This is a genomic window from Sphingomonas liriopis, from assembly GCF_024211255.1.
Taxonomy (GTDB): Bacteria; Pseudomonadota; Alphaproteobacteria; order Sphingomonadales; family Sphingomonadaceae; genus Sphingomonas; species Sphingomonas liriopis.
The window spans coordinates 105,958-122,344 of record NZ_JAMLDY010000004.1 but is presented as its reverse complement, the minus strand read 5'-3'; the positions used below and the strand labels follow the sequence as shown (position 1 = coordinate 122,344).

The window sequence follows — 16,387 nt, the reverse complement described above, 5'->3', positions numbered from 1 at the left end:
GGGGTGGTGCGGGGATTATCCGCGATCCAGCACGTTGATCGCGGCATGCACCCGTTCCTCGATCTCGGCGCGCGGCAATCCCGGCGGGATCGGTTCGCCAAGGCGGATCGTCACCAGCCCCGGGCGCTTGGCCCCCTGCTTCGGCCAGACCGTGCCGGTATCGAGCGCGATCGGCACCACCGGCAGGCCGAGCGTGCGGTACAGACCGGCGAAGCCCGATTGCAGCGGCGGCCGTTCGCCCGGCGATACGCGCGTGCCCTCCGGGTAGATCAGGATCGATCGCCCCTCCACGCGCAGCGCCTTGGCGGCGCGCATCATCGATCGGAGCGCGCCGGCGGATGCCTCGCGGTCGGCGACGATCCCGCCATATTGCATCGCCGCCCAGCCCCAGAAGGGCAGCTTGCTGAGTTCGCGCTTGATGACCATCGCCGGCCCGCCGAGCACCAGCTGCAGCTCCAGCGTTTCGAACATCGCCTGATGCTTGGCGGCGTAGAAGACCGCGCCCGCCGGCGCCTGCCCCTCGACCACCACGCGGATGCCCATGACGTGGCGATAGAGGAAGCGGTGCATCCGTGCCCAGACGTGCGCGTGGCGCATCACCGCCGCGCGGCCGAACAGCGCCGACACCGGCACGCTCAGCACGATCGGCACCGACAGGCCGTAGAACAGCGCCGAGAAGGCGATCGTTCGCAGCCGGTTCATACCCCCACCCCCAGCCACAGCGCCACGCGGCGCAGGACCAACTTGTTGTATTCGTTGACCAAGGTGCCGAGCCGCGGCGTGCTGGGGACGCCATCGCCGAGCACGCGAACCCCCGGCCCCATCGCCGCGGCCAGTTCCATCCGCGCGCGCGGGACGTGCCAGTCGGAGGTGACGAGGCGGACGGTGCGATAGCCGTGCGTCTGCACCCAGGCCGCGGTCTCCTCGGCATTGGAACGCGTGTCGACCGCATCGGCGCCGAGGTCGATGCAGCAGGCGAACAGGCTGGGCGGGGTGCGATAGGTCTGCGCGAGGTCGATCGGCCGCACCCCCGGCGCGACGCCGGTGACCAGCATCCGCCGCGCCTGCCGCCGCTGCAACAGCGCGATGCCGCGGTCGATCCGCCCCGCGCCGCCGGTCGGCACGACGATCGCATCGGTGGTATTGCCCTCCAGCGGCGGCGGCAGCAGCAGCATGAACGCGGCGAAGCCGAGGCACCAGGCGAGCGCGACGAGGCCGAACAGGCGGACGATCACAGCGCCTTCCTCAACGCGCCGACCACCGTCACCCGCGCCGCCGCCGTCGCCAGCACGACGAAACCGACCGGCAGCAGGATGAGCAGCACCCAGTCGCCGAGGCCCAGCGTGATGCCGCCGAGCAGCTCCGATCCCAAGGCCGCGATCCGCGTGCCCAGAAAGGCCAGGACCGCCAGCGCCGCGATCCCGCCCACCGCCCCGCCGAGCGCCGCATCGAGCGCGATCCGTCGCTGGAACAGCCGCGCGACCTGCACGTCGGTGCTGCCCAGCATGTGCATCACCTCGATCGTCGCGCGATGCGTCTCCAGCCCGGCGCGCGCCGCCAGCACCACCACCGCGCCGGTCGCGACCAGCATCAGCACGACGAGGCCGAGCGCGAGCCAGGTCAGCGTGTCGAGGAAGCCGCTGACCGGCGACATCCAGCGCTGATGGCGATCGACGCGGGCGCCGGCGCTGACCCGCCGCACCGCGGCGACGACGCGGTCCGGATCGGCACCGGTGGCGAGATCGACGTCGATCATCGCTGGTACCGGCAGATCGGCATCGGCATCGGCGCGTCCCAGCCAGGGTTCGAGCAGGCGGGTCAGGTCGGCGCGGCTGACCGGCGTCGCACGGCGCACCTCGGGCATAGCGCGCAGCACGGTGAGCGTCCGCGCCGCCAGTGCATCGCGCGCCACCGGGCTGCCCTCGACCAGCTGCACCGTCAGCCGGCCGGCGAGCTGGCGTTCGAGCGCCTGCGCCGACTGGCGCGTGCCGAGGCCCAGGGCGGCGGCGAGCAAGGTCAGGAACAGCATGATCGCCATGACCCAGGTCATCGCGCGCAAGCCGCCCGCCTCGTCGAGCACGCGCCGGTCGGCGCCGCTCATGCCCACCCCCACGATGCCACCCCGGCGCAGGCCGGGGTCCAGTCGGGGGAACGTCCAGGATGACGTACGGCGGCCGGCCAAACTGGACCCCGGCCTTCGCCGGGGCGGGCAGAAGGGTGGTGCGGAAGGTTCGACGCGTTCCGAGGCGGCCCTCCGATGGCGCACACCCCACTCATGGGTGGCCCTTCATCGACGGCGGGTAGCGCAACGCGCCGGTCGGATCGAGCAGCCGGCCCTTGTCGAGCCGCATCATCTGCGCGCCGGCCACGCGGTTGAGCAGCTGGAAATCATGCGTCGCGACGACGACGGTGGTGCCGAGCTTGTTGAGCGATTCGAACAGATGGATCAGCCGGTCGGCCATCTCGGGATCGACGTTGCCGGTCGGCTCGTCGGCGACCAGTACCTCCGGCCGGCCGATTACCGCGCGCGCGATCGCGACGCGCTGCTGCTCGCCGCCCGACAGCGTCGCGGGCCGCGCCTGCGCGCGTTCGGCGAGGCCGACCCAGGCGAGCATCTCGCGCACCGGCTGCTCGATATCCTCTTCGGGCACGCCGGCGACCCGCAGGGGGAGCGCGATATTGTCCCAGGCGGACAGGTGCGGAACGAGCCGGAAATCCTGGAAGACGACGCCGATACGGCGGCGGAATCCGGGCAGGCGGCGGCGCGGCATCGTCACCGCATCCTCGCCGAACAGGCGGATGATGCCGCGGCTGGGGCGCTGTGCGAGGTAGAGCAGCTTGAGCAGCGAGGTCTTGCCCGCGCCGCTCGCCCCGGTCAGGAAATAGAAGGCGCCGCTGCCCAGCGTGAAGCTGATGTCCGACAGGGTTTCCTGGCCCGTGCCATACCGCAGCCCAACATTTTCGAACTGCACGATATTTGCCATGCGCCTGGCCGCAACCGCTCCGTCTGAGGTGCCCGTGGGCGGCATCCGCCCTGCGGACCAGCCTTCGCATGGGCGGCGCGCGGCTTCAAGCTTGCCACGCGGGCGGCTGGCGTGCTTAGAATCGCCGGGATCGCGGTCACCGGGCCGCGCCCCGTTCCGTGAAGCGTCGCGCATGATCCTCGAATGCCCCGAATGCCGCACCCGCTATCTGGTGCCCGACAGCGCGATCGGGGCGGAGGGGCGCACCGTGCGCTGCGCGAATTGCCGGCACAGCTGGTTCCAGGATCCGCCGATCCCCGAAGAAGAGCCGCCGCTCGCGCTCGTGCCGCAGCAGGCGCTGCCGACGGACGAGGCTGATGACGAGGCGGACGCGGCGCCACCGCCGTTCCTCGAACCTGCGGTCATCCCCTCGTCGCGCCCCGCCGCGTCCGTCGCACCCGAACCGGTGGTCGCCGCGCCCGATTACGACGCCTTCGCCCACCGCCCGCCGTTCCGCCCGCGCCGCAACACGTCGAAGCGCTGGACGGTGATCGCGGTCGCCGCGGGGCTGCTGATGATCGCCGGGATCGGCGCGATCCTGTTCCTGGGCGCGCCGGGGCTGCTCGCGCGGATCGGGCTGCCGGTCGGCACCGACGAATCGCCGCTGCGGCTGAAGGACAATCCGATCGAGCGGCGCGAGCTGGAGAACGGGTCGGAGCTGTTCGCGGTCAGCGGGCAGGTGACCAATCCGTCGGGCGAGCGCCAGCGCGTCCCCGATATCCGCGCCGAGCTGCGCGATGCGCAGGGCCGCATCGTCTACAGCTGGACGATCACGCCGCAGCAGCGCACGCTCAACCCCGGCGGGTCGATCGACTTCAATTCGGCCAAGCTCGACGTACCGTCCAATTCGAAGCGGCTGGAGCTCAGCTTCGCCGGGGAGAATGGCGCAGCCGCCAACTGACCTGCGCGAACCGCGCGCCGTGGAGCAGCGCGGCGGCCAGCATCCCCAGGCCCGACGCCCAGACCAGCGCCATCGGCCCGACGCCGTGGTGGACCAGCCACCAGCCCGCGCCGCCGGTGACGACGAAATAGGCGAGGATCGAATTGACCCCGGCGACGACCTGATCGCCGAGGCTGCGCAGCGCATAGACCAGCACCACCTGGATCCCGTCGAAGACGATGAACGGCGCCCAGCGCGGCAGCATCGCGGTCGCGGCGCGGTGTACCTCCGCGGTCGCCGGGAACAGCGCGACGAGCGCAGGCGCGGCGCCCGCCAGCAGCAGCGCGCCCAGCCCCAGCGCGCCGGCGGCAAGCACCACCGCGATCAGCGTGCGCCGCACCGCCGCCTGCGGCCGCCCCTCGCCCACCGCATTGCCGGCGCGCACTCCCGCCGCCGAACCGAGGCCGAGCGCCACCGCGAAGGTGACGTTGTGCATCGAGAAGACGATCTGGAAGGCATGCGCCGCGGCATCGCCCAACTGCGTCGACAGCGCGATCAGCACCGAAAAGCCGGCGAGTTCCAACCCCGACGCGATCGCGGGCACGATGCCGAACCCCGCCAGGGCCAGCGCGCCGCGCGGCACCGCCGACCAGGCTGCGGCATCGCGGCGCCGCACGCCGCGTTCGCGCGCCCGCGGCAGCGTCAGCGCGCTCGCCACCATGCCGACCGCGCCGAGCAGCGAGGCGATGCTGGTCGCCAGCGCCGCGCCGACCGCGCCCAGCGCCGGCAAGCCGAAATGCCCCGCCGACAGCGCCCAGGCGAGGACGGCGTTGACCGGCAGCACCGACAGGTTGACGACCGTGACGCGGCGCGGGCGGCTGACCCCTTCGAGGAAGAAGGCGGCGGCGACGTTGACCAGCTGGAACGGATAGGCGATCGCGAAGGCGCGCACGACGCGCGCGCTTGCGTCGATTCGGTCGGCGGCGACGCCGAGCAGCGCGAGCAGCGGCTCGGCACAGGCGAGGAACAGCCCGCCGATCGCGCAGCCGAGCAGCGCCCCGAGCAGCAACCCCTCGCGCAGCACGCCGCCGGTGCGCGGCAGGTCGCCGGCTCCGTCCGCGCGCGACGCCATCACCAGCACCCCCGACAGCCAGGCGAGCCCGGTGACGATGCCGACGAAGCCCAGCGCGCGGCTCGCCCCCAATGCGGCGACCTCCTCGGTCGAGACGAGGCCGACGACCATCACGTCGGTGACCTGCAGCAGCGTCCAGTTGAGGCTGGTCAGCACCACCGGCCAGGCGAGCGCCAGCAGCCACCGCGTTTCGGCACGCATCGTCGTGGCGGGGGGCGCTTGGGTCATCGCCGCGGCGGTACCCGCTTGGCGCACGGGCGAAAAGGCGCATCGATGCGAAAAGGGACGTTGCGGAGCCGACAAGCCTTTGCTAGGGGCCTGCGCCTGCCAGATGCCGGCTTCGCCCGGCGTTCTTCACGTGCGGCCGTGGCGGAATTGGTAGACGCGCAACGTTGAGGTCGTTGTGGGCGAAAGCCCGTGGAAGTTCGAGTCTTCTCGGCCGCACCACTTTTCCCCGAGCGAATATGTCACCTGCAATCAAGCGATTGCGGGTTTTCGCTTGTCTTGTTGGAAAATGTTGCTGATCTGTTCCAGCCGCAACGGACGGGAGCGGTGGCATGGAGATATCGACGGAGACACGACGACGCGCCTATACGACGTGGCTGCGAACGGGACATTGGCCGACGATACGGTCGGTCGACGGCGTCGAACTCAAGTTCAATCCCTGGCATGACCCCGATGACGGCCGGTTCACTTTTGGACCGGGCGGTCTAGCAGGAGCACGCGGCACCAGGTTCACCCCGGATGCCAAACGCCGACCAGCTCCTTATGCAACCCGCGTGATCCGCGAAATCACATCGCGCTCGGCGGTCGCGAACCAGTCGAGGGGCCCCGTTGGAGAGCCGCCGATGGCTGGCCGCGGAAGCAACAGTCGCGCGTTTGAGGATCCGATGACATTGGAGCATGTCTTCCCCGGGTTGCGAGGAACGCCAGGCGGCACCATCCTGGCAGCTGCAAACAATCTACTGGATATTACCGGCCCGGCAGATGCGGCGGCCGGTGCTATTTTGGACAACCACATCCGCAATGTGATCGCCGAAATCAAGACGATCGATCCCAGATAGCATTACGACAGCATTGGTCCGATCACCTCGGTAATAGGGCGAAGTAACGCTCTCAATGACTTGCGCTTCCAGCGTGCAGCGGTGATTTTGCGTATCAAGGGCGACACGAAACCTCTTCAAGTCGAGACTTTCCGGTTTGTTCAGCTACAGGCGGATAGCGCGTATGAGCAGGGACTAGCACACATAAGGGCGGGACGCGTTAAGCCGAGGCTATCGGATTCTGAAGCACTAGGTAATTATATAGATCGGCAAGTCCGTACCAGATTGCGCGAACAATATAGCAATCTTGGCATCGATACCAGCGGCAGCGGTCCTGTGCGTGTCAATCGTCGCGAGAATATAAGTTCAGAAAATGAAACGACCTATCGACGCCCCGACGCCCGCGTCGACAAGATCGCCTTCGACGTAACCCTCACGGAAAAAACACTGAAGACTGCTCAGATCAGAGGGTTTTTTGATACCGATTTTCGGCCTAGCCATGTCGTAATCATTCGTCCTCGCCAACTGGGTGGCCGATATTCCTACATTATTACGCGTCCGGAGATGAACCGATGAACATGCTCCCTAAGCCGATTGGCAAGCGTGCTGTCTATATTCCTGGATCTCTAAGTGAAATCTACGATATGCTGGGATCGATGATTTTGGGTGCGCCGACATTCGTCGACAAGACCGGGTATTTTCCGGAACATGACATCGATTATTGCTTTCAGCAGCTGACGGAAGGTTTCGCCGTCGTACGATCCAAGCTGGGCGAGGAGCGCTACGCGACGCTGATCGGCCTCGCCGCGCGCGCCAAGGCCTTGTTCGCTGCAGATCCGAACGGCGAGAATGGCAAGACCGATGAAGGCTATCCCGTGTTGTTCGAGATGGAGGAGATCATCAAGGATGCCAGTCGCCGCCGTTTCGCGGCCAAAGTGCGCGACGACGAGGGGGAGGTGACCGGCGATTGATCCCCCCTCACCCGCAGCCGAGTACCCGCGACAGGTTGGCGAGCGTCAGGGGGGTAGCGAAGCGGAATCCGAGGCGGTCTTCGCGGTGCCAGCAGATCGTGCCGAACATCGGCGTTTCCAGTTCGGGCAGGACGATGCTGCCCGCCTGGCCGGCGGCGAGGGGAATATCGCCGCGCAGCTTGGCGCCGCCGGGGGAGATGTCGAGGATGTCGACCGCGATGCGGCGGTCGGCGATGCGCAGGCTGGCGCTGGCGGTCATCGTGAAGCGCGGGGTGCGCGCGACGTGGCCGTGATCGTCGCGCAGGCAGAAGACGCCGGCGATATCCTGTCCGGTGTCGAATTCGACGCCGCCGCGAAAGCCGTCGACCCAGCGGACGGTCGCCGCGACCTCCGGCAGGCCGCGCACCTCGATCCACAGCCGGTCGCCGACCATCGGCGCGGCGGTGAAGCGCGCCATCAATCCGTTCGCCGATATGTCGTGGACGAGGCACGCCGCCTCGCCATCGGCATGTCGCACCCGGCCGACGAGCAGCACGATGGCGTGCCGCCGGCCGCTGCGCTGGTCGATCGGGATGGCGGCGGCCGGCATGATGGGCTCGTGCAGCATCGGCGGATCAATCCTCTCGGGTTCGGGGGGCGTGCAGGATGCGGAGCATGCGTGAGCGATAGCGGACGCGCTGCCAGAAGGTCGCATCGGCCATCCGGCATTCGCGCACCGCCTGCGCCGATTCGCCGTCGATCAGCGCCTCCGCGACAGTAACGTCGAGCGCGGCATAATGGCGGGCGAGCCATTCGAGCGTCGGCGATGCGGCGGTCATCGGCCGAACAGCGCGCGGGTCGCGCCGCCCAGCGTCCGCTGGTCGAACTTCAGTCGCATCGTCACATAGGGCCCCTGACGGGTATAACGATCCGCCTCGAAATCGCGGTCGCGGTAGCCGGCGATGTTGTAGCCCGCGCTGATCCACACGTTCTTGGCCGGCGAGACGCCCGCCGAGGGGCCACCGCTCCACGACCAGACACCGCGGTTCCACGCATGCTGGACCGACCCCGTGATGCCGATGTCGAAGCGCGGGCCGATATCCTGGCGCAGGTCGAAGCCGACGACGTCGATGAAGCCGTCATAGGTGTCGTCGGCATAGCGGCCGGCGACGTACTTCGCGCCGTAGTATGCGGTGGCTTCGAAACCGTGGCCCAACCCCTCGGGACCGCTGCGATAGTTGAGCGCGAGGTTGTTGACGACGCGGCTCGTCACCTGATCGCCGGCGCCGTAGGCGGGGACGCCGAGCACGTTGCCGTCGTCGAACGCGCCGTCCGCGCTCTCGTGGCGGAATTCGAGCCGTTCGAGCAGCGACCAGCGGCTGTCGAGCGGGCGCCAGGCGAGCGCGAGGTCGGCACTCGCCTGCGTCGCCATCGCCCCCGCCGCGGTGCGGACGCGGAAGGCGCGCAGGCTCGATGCGATCGTCTTGCCCTCGCCCAGCGTGCGCAGCAGGCTGGTGACGATGCCGAAGCGGTCGTCGTTGCGGCCGTCGCGATATTCGATGCGCCCGGTCCACGACCAGTGCGGCGCGCGATAGGTGGCGCCGAGCGTCGCCGCGGTGAAATCGCCGCCGCTCGTCCCGCCGATGCCGCCGCCGTTGCCGAGTGCGCCGCCCGAGGCGACGGGCTGGAAGGCGTTGACGACCGCGCCCGCCGGCAGCGCCCCGCGCACCGTGCTGGTCGCGTCGAGCGTCGCATCGACCGACCAGCGCTTGCCGAGCGGCAATGCCTGGCTGAGGCCGTATTGCGCGTAGGTGCGGCCGCCATTCTCACCGATCGCCTGTTGATTCAGCGTGCTCATCAGCTTGGCGCCGGTCCAGGGCGCGACGTCGAAGCCGATCTGCGCGGTGCGCGCGGTGAAGTCCTTGCCGCTGGCGATCTCGTAGCCGGTGAGCAGGCGGATGCCGTTCTTCACCTTCCATGCCGCGGTCAGCTGATGGCGGACGGGGAAGTCGATCGACGCCTTGTCGCCGCCGGGGGCGAATTGCGTCTGGCCGGCGAGGGTGAGCTTGCCGCCGAACAGCACCTGGCTGCCGCCAAGGGTGAGCAGGCGCGAATCACGGTTGCCGCCGTCGAGGCCGCGGTCGGAGGCGAACTGGCCGCCGACGAAGACGGTGCCGGTGGCGCGGCGGTATTCGAGCCGCGCCTCGCCCGCGGTGCGAGTCGCGAGGCTGGCGAGCATGTCCTGATACCAGGCGGTGCCGGTGATGCTGAGCCGGTCGGTGAGCGCGGCACGGCCGTCGAGGCCGAACTTGCGCGTGCCGGCCTCGACGAGGTTCTGCTGGCCGACGCCGAAGCCTGCATCCTGCTGGCGGACGTAGCCGAGCAGATCGATGCCGCCACCGTGATGCTCCGCCTCGGCGAGGAAGGCGATCGCATGGCCCAGGCCCTGCTTACCGCCCGTCGCGATCTCGCCGCGGACTTCGGTGGCGGCGCCGATCCGCGCCTTGACGTCGGCGCCGGCGATCGTCGCGTTGCCATCGGTCTCGTCGCGGATGACACTGGCGCCCAGCGTGACGCGGCCGAGCTTGGCGGCGGCGCGCGCGGCGGCGGCGAGGCGTTCGGTGCGGCCGCCCTCGACCTCGTAATCGGCCACGATGAAGACGGGGTTGAGGTTGGCGTCGCGGCTCAGCACCGGTTCGCGGAAGCGCACCGTGCCGAGGCTCACGTCGATGTCGTAATCGATATGACGGGTCAGCTGCGTCGAGGAGACGATCAGTTCCGAGCGGAAGCGGTCGCGCACCTCGATGCGCAATTTGTCGCTGTTGGGCACGATACCGCGCGCGCGCAGGCGATAGGGACCGGACAAACCGTTGCCCTGAATCTCGTCGCGGGCGTACAGCGTGTCGGTCTTCGCCGCGAAGCCCTGCACCGACAGCTTGCGGCCCTCGTACGCCGCCTTCACGCCGTTGAGCGTGCGGCTGTAGCGGGTCAGCTGCGTGTCGGTGAAGCCGGTCTCGAAATCGCCGAACAATGCGTAGAATTCGCGGCGTTCGAGGCGCAGGTACAGCTTGCGGCGGGTGGCGGCGTCATAGCCCTGCGCGCTGCCGTCGCCGTAGACGGTGTAATAGCGGTCGGGATCGATCGTGCCGAGCAGGCCCCGCGTCGGATCGTAGGTCCGGTCGCTGTCGTAGGCGATGGTCAGCAGCCACGAACCCTTGATCCGGCCCTTGGCGTAGAAGGCGAGCTGGCCGTCGGTGACGACCGCGTTGCGCTCGGCGCGGGGCAGCGCGCTGCGGTGCTTGCTGAGCATGTCGTAGCCGATCGTCCCCGCGCCGAAGCCGACGACCATCCAGTCCTGCTGCGCGGCGTCGAGCCAAGCGCGGATCTCGCTGCTGCGGACCTGTTTGTCCTCGGTCAGCGTGACGACGGCGTGGACCGCGCCTGCCTGCGTCGTGGGTTGCAGCGCGATGAAGGCATAGCCGTCGTCGCCGACGACGCGCGCGGTGGTTGCCGCGGCCTCACGCCCAGCGAGCTGGCGGCCCTGTTGCAATGCCGCCTCGATCGCCGCCTGATAGGGCTGGTCGACGCGGAACGGCACCAGCGTGCCGGCGCGCACCGGGCGGCCGTCGGCATCGGTGACCCGCACCGCGATCAGCGGGCGGTTGAGGCCGTCGGCCTTGAGCCGGCTTTTGGTCAGGTCGACGACGGCGCGGACGGCGGCGCCGGCGTAATGGACCGAACGGTCGAGCGTCTGCACGACGCTGCCGTCCGTGGCGAGGATGCGCGCGACGAGGCGATTGTCGCCGATGGTGAGCGGCAGGCCGGTCCATTTGGACACCGCGACCGCGTCGCTCGCGTCCGTGCCGTCGAAGGCGAGCGGATCGGTGGCGCGGCCGTTGATGGTGAGCGCGACGCGTTGGCCGGGCGCGTGCTTTATCGCGACGCGCAGCACCGGCGAGCGCGGGTTGTGATCGACCTGCGGGAACAGCCAGCCGATGCCCGGGGTCTGGCCGGCCAGCCAGTTGCGGTTGCCCGCCGCCTCGCCATCGGAGGCGACCGTGACGGGGAGCGCGTCGATGGCGGCGGCGGTCTTGCCGGTCGGGCGGAGCTGGAAATCAACGCGCTTGAGAACGCCGCCCCCAATCTTGGCATCCGCCTCGACGAAGCGAGAGATCGCGCTGCGGCCCTGACGGGTGTCGACGTCGCAGGCGACGGGTTCGTGGCTGGCGGGGACGCTGGCGGTGTCGATCTGGACGACGTGGCGACCGGGGCGCACCCCTTCGAAATGGTACAGGCCGTCGCGGTCGGTGACGACGAAGGTGCCGTCCTCGAGCAGCAGGCGGATGCCGGCAAGCCCCTTGCGCCTGGCGACGGGATCGCCGCAATCGCCCTCGGTCACGCGGCCGATGACAGTCATCGCGTCGGTGAACAGCAGCGGGCGCAGGCGGACGGAGGCGGCGGCGGGGTTGCTCGTCACGCCGCCGGTGCCGGATAGCTGCGCGCGGTTGAGCGCCTCTCCCGTCGGCGCGCCGGGGGTGACGGTGACGACGTAGCGGATGTCGGCGGTGCCGTTCGCCGGGATCGTGGGAATCGCGAAGCCGAGGTTGCGGCCGTCGCTGGTGACGGTGGGCTCGCCGCCGCCGCGGGTCGAGCCGCGTTCGTAGCGAAGCCCCTGCGGCAGGTAATCGGACACGATCAGGCCGGTGGCGGGGATCGAATCGCGGTTGCGGACGAGCAGCCGGTACTGGACGAAGTCGCCCGGCGACGCCTCGCGCACCGACGCGGTCTTGGTCAGCAGCAGCGTGCCGTTGCCCGGCCGGTCGAGCGGCACGTCGACGTAGACCGGATTCTGGTCGGCGAGCGTCAGGAAGCCGCCATAGCTGGCATCGGCGATGATATACGGACTGCCTGCCGGGTCGCGGAACGCCGCCAGCGCGGCGCGGTCGACCACCGACGGCGCGGTATAGTCGCCGGGCGGCGCGATCTTCAGCGAATAGCGGCCCGGCCGTGCGAACGGGAAGCGGAAGCGGCCCGGCATACCGGAGTAGCGGCGACCCGAGGCATCGGTGACCGCGGCGCCGCTGACGACGGTGGCGGGATAGCGGCTGACGCCGTCGTCGCCGAACACGGTCGCGGGCTGGCCCGATTCGTCGAGCAGCGTCACCTGCGCACCGTCGACGACGGCGCCGGTGCGCGAATCGAACGTATAGCCGGCGGGATCGATCAGCAGGTCGATGGACGAGCCGTAGCTGTACTGGTCCTCGACGAAGCTCAGCCGCAGCCGGTCGCCGCGCTTGAGATTGAGCGAACAGCGCGACAGCGCCGGGTCGCTCTGGTCGTTGGCGGCGGGGACCGCGCCCGCGAAGACGCCGGTGTTCGCCCCGGTTTCGAGCAGCGGCAGCTTGCCGGTGATCGTGCCGGTGGTGAAATCGATCATCACGGTCTCGCGGACCAGGGGATCGCGGTTGTTGCCCTCCGCATCGATGACCATGATGAGCGGCGAGGTGACGTCGACCGCGGCGAGCGGCGGCGAACCGGCCAGCGTCGCGGCGTCGATCGGCGCCGGGGTGAACATCGGCGGCGTGCCTTCGCACTTCATGCCCGTGGGGACGTAGCCGTTGGGCAGCAGGCGGAAGGTGAAACTGGTGGGGCGCTTGCCGCGCACGGTGTCGAGCGCGACGGTGTTGGAACGGATGGTCCGGTCGCCCGCCCCCGACCGCCAGGTCAGGGTGGCGACATTCTCGACATGCGTCTGCGCGACGGCCGGCGGCATGGTGCCGAGGCCTGCGAGAAGCGCGAGCGCGTGGAGGATGGGCCGGACGATGGGCATGCAGGGTCCCTTTCCCGGCGCGGGGGTCCGCGCCGGGATCGGAGGTTTCCTTGTGCGGGAGGGGTGGGGCTTAGTTGATCTTCACGCGGAAGCTGGCGGCGAGCGAGGTGCCGCCGAGCAGCGTCGGGATCGTCGCCGTCACCGTCTTGGTCCCGGCGTCGTACGATCCGCGATACGGACCCGTCGCCTGCGTGCCGTCGTCGTTCTGGGGGAAGCCGCCGACCAGGCACACGCCGTTGGTGCCGAGGCCGCCGATGGTGATCGATCCCGGAACGTAGGTGGTGTTGGCCGGAATGACGTCGGTCAGGTTGATCCCGCTTGCCGGGGTCGTCAGCGTGCCGTTGGTGACGGTCAGGCAATATTGCACGATCGCACCCGGCAGCGCCTTGGGATTGAGCGCGCTGACGCCGTCGGAGACCACGCTGGCGCTCTTGGCGACGGTCAGGTTCACCGCATGGACGCCGATATCGTAGCTGCCATAGGCCCAGCCGGCGCCGTTGCGCAGCGCGTCGTAGCCGAGCAGGCCGTCGTTGTCGTCGTCGGCGAACACCACGTCGGTCTGGTTGTCGAGGTTGACCGCCGAGGCGACGAGCACCGCACCCGGCGTACCCGTGCCGCCGCCGGCGGCGGTGCGCACCTGCAACCCGACCTGCGCCATCGTGCCGATCGGCGATGCCGGGATGTTGCCGACGACGAACACCGTCGCGCGGCCGTCGGGGGCCAGTTCGTCGATGAATTCGGCGGTGTCGACGCCGGCGTCATAGGTGCCGTTGCCGTTCGAATCGACGTAGATCTTGAGGTCGGCAAGGTCGTAGGTGTCCGTGCCGGTCAGGATGCCGGTCAGGATCGTCTGGTTCGCCGACAGCAGGAAATCCTGATAGTCGTTGGTCGCGTTGGTCACCTGGAAACTGGTGTACGCGCCGGTCTGGCCCAGATTGACCTGCACCGTGTTCTGGACCGGCACCACCGTCAGGTTGACCTTGCGATCGACCAGGAAGGTCGCGGTGTTCGACGTCGCGGTGCCTGCGGTGCCGTTGACCGTGTAGCTCGCGGTGGCGGTGTTGGTGATCGTCGTGCCGGCGAGCGTGCCGTTGGCGTTGGGATTGACGGTCTGCGCCTGCGCGCTCCCGATCGACGCGATCGCGGCCGTTCCGGCCAGCAACCAACGCCGCGCCCCTGTTGCGGTCATATGTCGTGCTCCTTGTCTGTGGTTTTGTCTGTGGTTCGTGCGGGGGGTGATCATTTGAGGACGGCCTGGAACGCGAGTTCGCCCCCCTGCCCGGCCGCAATTGGGCTGGAGAGGCGCCACCGGACGTGGGTGACATCGTCGGCGCCCGCCGCCCGCGTCGCGCCGTCGGGCGTCCTGACGCGAAGATCGGCGAGGCTGCCGTAGGTCTTGCCGTCGACCGAGACGTCGGGCGCGGGCGTTCCGGGCGCGACGGCGCGATAGGCGACGTTGCGCGGCACCGGATTGGCGAGCACGACGTTGCCGATCGGCGCAGGCCCGGTGTTGCGATAGGCGAGGACGACGGTGATCCGGTCGCCCGGCGCGACGCGGACGGCGGGGACCAGCGTCGTGCGGGTCGTCCCGTCGGCCGCGGCGCTGCGCTTCTCGACCATCATCCGCGTCGTCATGGTCAGCGGCCCGGCGGCGAGCGCCGGTGCGGCGATGGCGGCGACCGCGACGGCGGCGCCCAGCAGGCGAAGGGTCATGGCAGGGTTCCTCATTGGATGGTGACCTGGAAAGTGACGGTGCGCGTCGCGGCGGCGGCGACGTCGCCGAGATCGACCGCGATGCCGCGGGGATCGCCCTCGCCGGCGTCGTCGCCGCCCGCATCGCTGAGCGCGGCGGCGTCGAGCGTCAGGCTGCCGGGGACGTAGGCGGTGCCGACGGGAATCGGATCGGCGATGCGCGCGGCGGCGGTGGCGGCGGCGAAGCGCGCCTCCAGCCGATAGGTGACGACCGCCCCGGTGACCGGGTTGGTGGAGCCATCGGGTGCGCGGACGCTCTGCGACTTGACGAGGACGGGCGCGGCGGTCGCCTCCGTGCCGAGCGGCACGACGACCTCGGCGCGCGCATCGGTGCTGCCGGTGACCGCGTCGCTGCCGCCGTCGCCGCGGGTGGCGAACATCGTGCCCGCCGGCCCGCTGCCGGTCGCGGCGCGCGCCACCGCGGTGAGCGTCGTGGCGGTGACCTCCGCGGCGGCGGGATCGAGCACGACGAGCAGCCGCAGCGTCGCGCCGGGTTCGAGTTCGGGGGTGCGGCCATCGGCGAGCGGCGTGTCGATCGCGGCATCGAAGCGGCCGTCGCCGTCACGGTCGATCGCGATCAGCCGCACCCGCGCGCTGGTGTCGGAAGGCAGCGCGACGAGATCGAACGCCTCGAGCCCGTTGCCGCGGTTGACGAGCAGCAGCGGCACCGCGACGCCGCCCGGTGCGACCGCGAGGACCGCATCGTCGGTGCGGGTCAGCGCGACGTCGAGCCGTTCGGCGACGGTCAGCGATACCGGGTTCGACGGCAGCGTCCGTTCGCCATCGCCATCGCGCGCAGTCAACGTCGCGACGTTGACGATCCGGGCGCCGGCGCGGGTATCCGCCGCCGCCACGCCGGGCAGCAGGAATGCGGCGCCGATCAGCGACATAGCCGCTACCGCTGCCGGTGTCCGTCCGTTCGTTCGTGGATCAAGGAATGGTCGTCTGCGCAAATTTCGCCCCGGTATGTGCCCGGAGACGAAAATCGGCTTGCGTGCTTAAACAAAAACTACGGAACCAAATCGGCGATCGATAGTTGCCTTGCACCCATTTCGGCCGGTTTGTTGTTCGGCCCCTGCAAGGCATGCGGCGGTCGATCCCCGCCCGCATCGGGTGCGATCGCATGCCGGATGGATTGGTTATCCGATGCTGACCTAATAGATTCTTGTCGTGGTTGCGAGGACTTAGCGCGCGAATCGCAAAGGTCAGGCGGCGCCGAGACGGCGCAGGTAGGCGACGACCGCGGTATGGCCCGAATCGCTCAGCGAGATTTCCATCCGCCGCCGGTCGACGGTGTCGATGACCCGGTCGATCAGCTTCAACTTGTGCAAGTGATCGATCCAGCGTTGCGAGGTGGTGACCGGCGCATGCGCGCTCGAGACCAATGTCTTGACGTTCATCGTCCGCCGTTCCTCGTGCGCGACGAACAGCGCGAGCAGCATGTCCCAGGCGGGTTCGTGGAACAGTTCGGCGGGGAAATGATCGAAGCGCGCCAGCCGCTGCGCGAGCAGTTGCTTGGCGAGTTCGCGCGGTTCGGGCGCCACCCCGGCGATGTCCGTATCGCCCGCGTCGGCGCCGGCATCGTCGGCATGATCCGCCAGCCGATCGGCCCGCGTGCCGAATTCGACGGCGATCGCGGAGAGCTGCGTCGTCAGGTCCTTGACCAGACCGGCGATGGACTCATGTGGCACGTCGCTTCCCCCGGCGTCGTTGTCTTTTGTCCAAACTATCATCCGTCATAAACAAAAGACAAGAATTTCCGACATATGGCGAGCAG

The 16,387-nt window shown here is 69.3% G+C and carries 16 protein-coding genes and 1 tRNA gene; 5 read left to right on the top strand and 12 right to left on the bottom strand.

Annotated elements, in window-relative coordinates:
• Positions 1-15 precede the first annotated feature (15 nt).
• The 4 genes from M9979_RS04305 to ftsE form a co-directional block, all read right to left on the bottom strand.
• Positions 16-702 (bottom strand): lysophospholipid acyltransferase family protein, encoded by a 687-nt coding sequence (locus tag M9979_RS04305; protein WP_254288102.1) that lies wholly within the window; start codon positions 700-702, stop codon positions 16-18.
• Positions 699-1,235, bottom strand: coding sequence for a YdcF family protein (locus tag M9979_RS04300; protein WP_254288101.1), 537 nt, complete (start codon positions 1,233-1,235; stop codon positions 699-701). The genes M9979_RS04305 and M9979_RS04300 overlap by 4 nt, the downstream gene beginning before the upstream one ends.
• A complete protein-coding gene (locus M9979_RS04295; RefSeq protein WP_254288100.1) occupies positions 1,232-2,101 on the bottom strand; it encodes a cell division protein FtsX in 870 nt (289 codons plus the stop codon). The genes M9979_RS04300 and M9979_RS04295 overlap by 4 nt, the downstream gene beginning before the upstream one ends.
• 172 nt (positions 2,102-2,273) lie before the next feature.
• On the bottom strand, positions 2,274-2,984 hold the full coding sequence (gene ftsE / locus M9979_RS04290; RefSeq protein WP_254288099.1) for a cell division ATP-binding protein FtsE: 711 nt from the start codon (positions 2,982-2,984) through the stop codon (positions 2,274-2,276).
• Positions 2,985-3,156: 172 nt separating this feature from the next.
• On the opposite strand from ftsE, the gene M9979_RS04285 reads away from it, so the two are divergent.
• Positions 3,157-3,924 carry an MJ0042-type zinc finger domain-containing protein gene (locus M9979_RS04285; protein ID WP_254288098.1) on the top strand — a complete coding sequence of 256 codons (768 nt, stop codon included), beginning with the start codon at positions 3,157-3,159 and terminating at the stop codon, positions 3,922-3,924.
• Here M9979_RS04285 and M9979_RS04280 read toward each other — a convergent pair.
• Positions 3,887-5,263, bottom strand: coding sequence for an MATE family efflux transporter (locus M9979_RS04280; protein WP_254288097.1), 1,377 nt, complete (start codon positions 5,261-5,263; stop codon positions 3,887-3,889). The two genes, M9979_RS04285 and M9979_RS04280, sit on opposite strands and share 38 nt — an antisense overlap.
• Positions 5,264-5,395: 132 nt before the next feature.
• Between M9979_RS04280 and M9979_RS04275 the strand changes: the two genes are divergently transcribed.
• The 4 genes from M9979_RS04275 to M9979_RS04260 all read left to right on the top strand — a co-directional run bounded on the left by M9979_RS04275 (position 5,396) and on the right by M9979_RS04260 (position 7,049).
• Positions 5,396-5,482 (top strand) — tRNA-Leu (locus M9979_RS04275).
• A 110-nt stretch (positions 5,483-5,592) separates the two neighbouring features.
• A complete protein-coding gene (locus M9979_RS04270) occupies positions 5,593-6,099 on the top strand; it encodes a hypothetical protein (RefSeq protein WP_254288096.1) in 507 nt (168 codons plus the stop codon).
• A gap of 60 nt (positions 6,100-6,159) precedes the next feature.
• Positions 6,160-6,654, top strand: coding sequence for a hypothetical protein (locus M9979_RS04265; RefSeq protein ID WP_254288095.1), 495 nt, complete (start codon positions 6,160-6,162; stop codon positions 6,652-6,654).
• On the top strand, positions 6,651-7,049 hold the full coding sequence (locus tag M9979_RS04260; RefSeq protein WP_254288094.1) for a hypothetical protein: 399 nt from the start codon (positions 6,651-6,653) through the stop codon (positions 7,047-7,049). The genes M9979_RS04265 and M9979_RS04260 overlap by 4 nt, the downstream gene beginning before the upstream one ends.
• Before the next feature lie 7 nt (positions 7,050-7,056).
• Here M9979_RS04260 and M9979_RS04255 read toward each other — a convergent pair whose 3' ends face one another.
• The 7 genes from M9979_RS04255 to M9979_RS04225 all read right to left on the bottom strand — a co-directional run bounded on the left by M9979_RS04255 (position 7,057) and on the right by M9979_RS04225 (position 16,301).
• Positions 7,057-7,656 (bottom strand): PilZ domain-containing protein, encoded by a 600-nt coding sequence (locus tag M9979_RS04255; protein ID WP_254288093.1) that lies wholly within the window; start codon positions 7,654-7,656, stop codon positions 7,057-7,059.
• Between the two features lie 7 nt (positions 7,657-7,663).
• Positions 7,664-7,867 carry a hypothetical protein gene (locus M9979_RS04250; protein ID WP_254288092.1) on the bottom strand — a complete coding sequence of 68 codons (204 nt, stop codon included), beginning with the start codon at positions 7,865-7,867 and terminating at the stop codon, positions 7,664-7,666.
• The gene (locus tag M9979_RS04245; protein ID WP_254288091.1) at positions 7,864-12,858 is read right to left on the bottom strand and encodes a DUF11 domain-containing protein; all 4,995 of its coding nucleotides are present in this window, start codon (positions 12,856-12,858) and stop codon (positions 7,864-7,866) included. The genes M9979_RS04250 and M9979_RS04245 overlap by 4 nt, the downstream gene beginning before the upstream one ends.
• Before the next feature lie 70 nt (positions 12,859-12,928).
• Positions 12,929-14,047, bottom strand: coding sequence for a hypothetical protein (locus tag M9979_RS04240; protein WP_254288090.1), 1,119 nt, complete (start codon positions 14,045-14,047; stop codon positions 12,929-12,931).
• A 50-nt stretch (positions 14,048-14,097) separates the two neighbouring features.
• Positions 14,098-14,571, bottom strand: a complete 474-nt coding sequence (locus M9979_RS04235) for a hypothetical protein (RefSeq protein WP_254288089.1) — start codon at positions 14,569-14,571, stop codon at positions 14,098-14,100.
• Positions 14,572-14,582: 11 nt separating this feature from the next.
• Entirely contained in the window at positions 14,583-15,500 is a 918-nt protein-coding gene (locus tag M9979_RS04230; RefSeq protein ID WP_254288088.1) for a hypothetical protein, read from the bottom strand.
• Between the two features lie 315 nt (positions 15,501-15,815).
• Positions 15,816-16,301, bottom strand: a complete 486-nt coding sequence (locus M9979_RS04225) for a hypothetical protein (protein WP_254288087.1) — start codon at positions 16,299-16,301, stop codon at positions 15,816-15,818.
• Between the last annotated feature and the right edge of the window lie 86 nt (positions 16,302-16,387).

Bases quoted from the DNA above. Each gene is read 5' to 3' on its own strand.
- M9979_RS04305 (WP_254288102.1), bottom strand. From the start codon at position 702: ATGAACCGGCTGCGAACGATCGCCTTCTCGGCGCTGTTCTACGGCCTG.
- M9979_RS04295 (WP_254288100.1), bottom strand. From the start codon at position 2,101: ATGAGCGGCGCCGACCGGCGCGTGCTCGACGAGGCGGGCGGCTTGCGC.
- ftsE (WP_254288099.1), bottom strand. From the start codon at position 2,984: ATGGCAAATATCGTGCAGTTCGAAAATGTTGGGCTGCGGTATGGCACG.
- M9979_RS04285 (WP_254288098.1), top strand. From the start codon at position 3,157: ATGATCCTCGAATGCCCCGAATGCCGCACCCGCTATCTGGTGCCCGAC.
- M9979_RS04280 (WP_254288097.1), bottom strand. From the start codon at position 5,263: ATGACCCAAGCGCCCCCCGCCACGACGATGCGTGCCGAAACGCGGTGG.
- M9979_RS04270 (WP_254288096.1), top strand. From the start codon at position 5,593: ATGGAGATATCGACGGAGACACGACGACGCGCCTATACGACGTGGCTG.
- M9979_RS04260 (WP_254288094.1), top strand. From the start codon at position 6,651: ATGAACATGCTCCCTAAGCCGATTGGCAAGCGTGCTGTCTATATTCCT.
- M9979_RS04255 (WP_254288093.1), bottom strand. From the start codon at position 7,656: ATGCTGCACGAGCCCATCATGCCGGCCGCCGCCATCCCGATCGACCAG.
- M9979_RS04250 (WP_254288092.1), bottom strand. From the start codon at position 7,867: ATGACCGCCGCATCGCCGACGCTCGAATGGCTCGCCCGCCATTATGCC.
- M9979_RS04245 (WP_254288091.1), bottom strand. From the start codon at position 12,858: ATGCCCATCGTCCGGCCCATCCTCCACGCGCTCGCGCTTCTCGCAGGC.
- M9979_RS04240 (WP_254288090.1), bottom strand. From the start codon at position 14,047: ATGACCGCAACAGGGGCGCGGCGTTGGTTGCTGGCCGGAACGGCCGCG.
- M9979_RS04235 (WP_254288089.1), bottom strand. From the start codon at position 14,571: ATGACCCTTCGCCTGCTGGGCGCCGCCGTCGCGGTCGCCGCCATCGCC.
- M9979_RS04230 (WP_254288088.1), bottom strand. From the start codon at position 15,500: ATGTCGCTGATCGGCGCCGCATTCCTGCTGCCCGGCGTGGCGGCGGCG.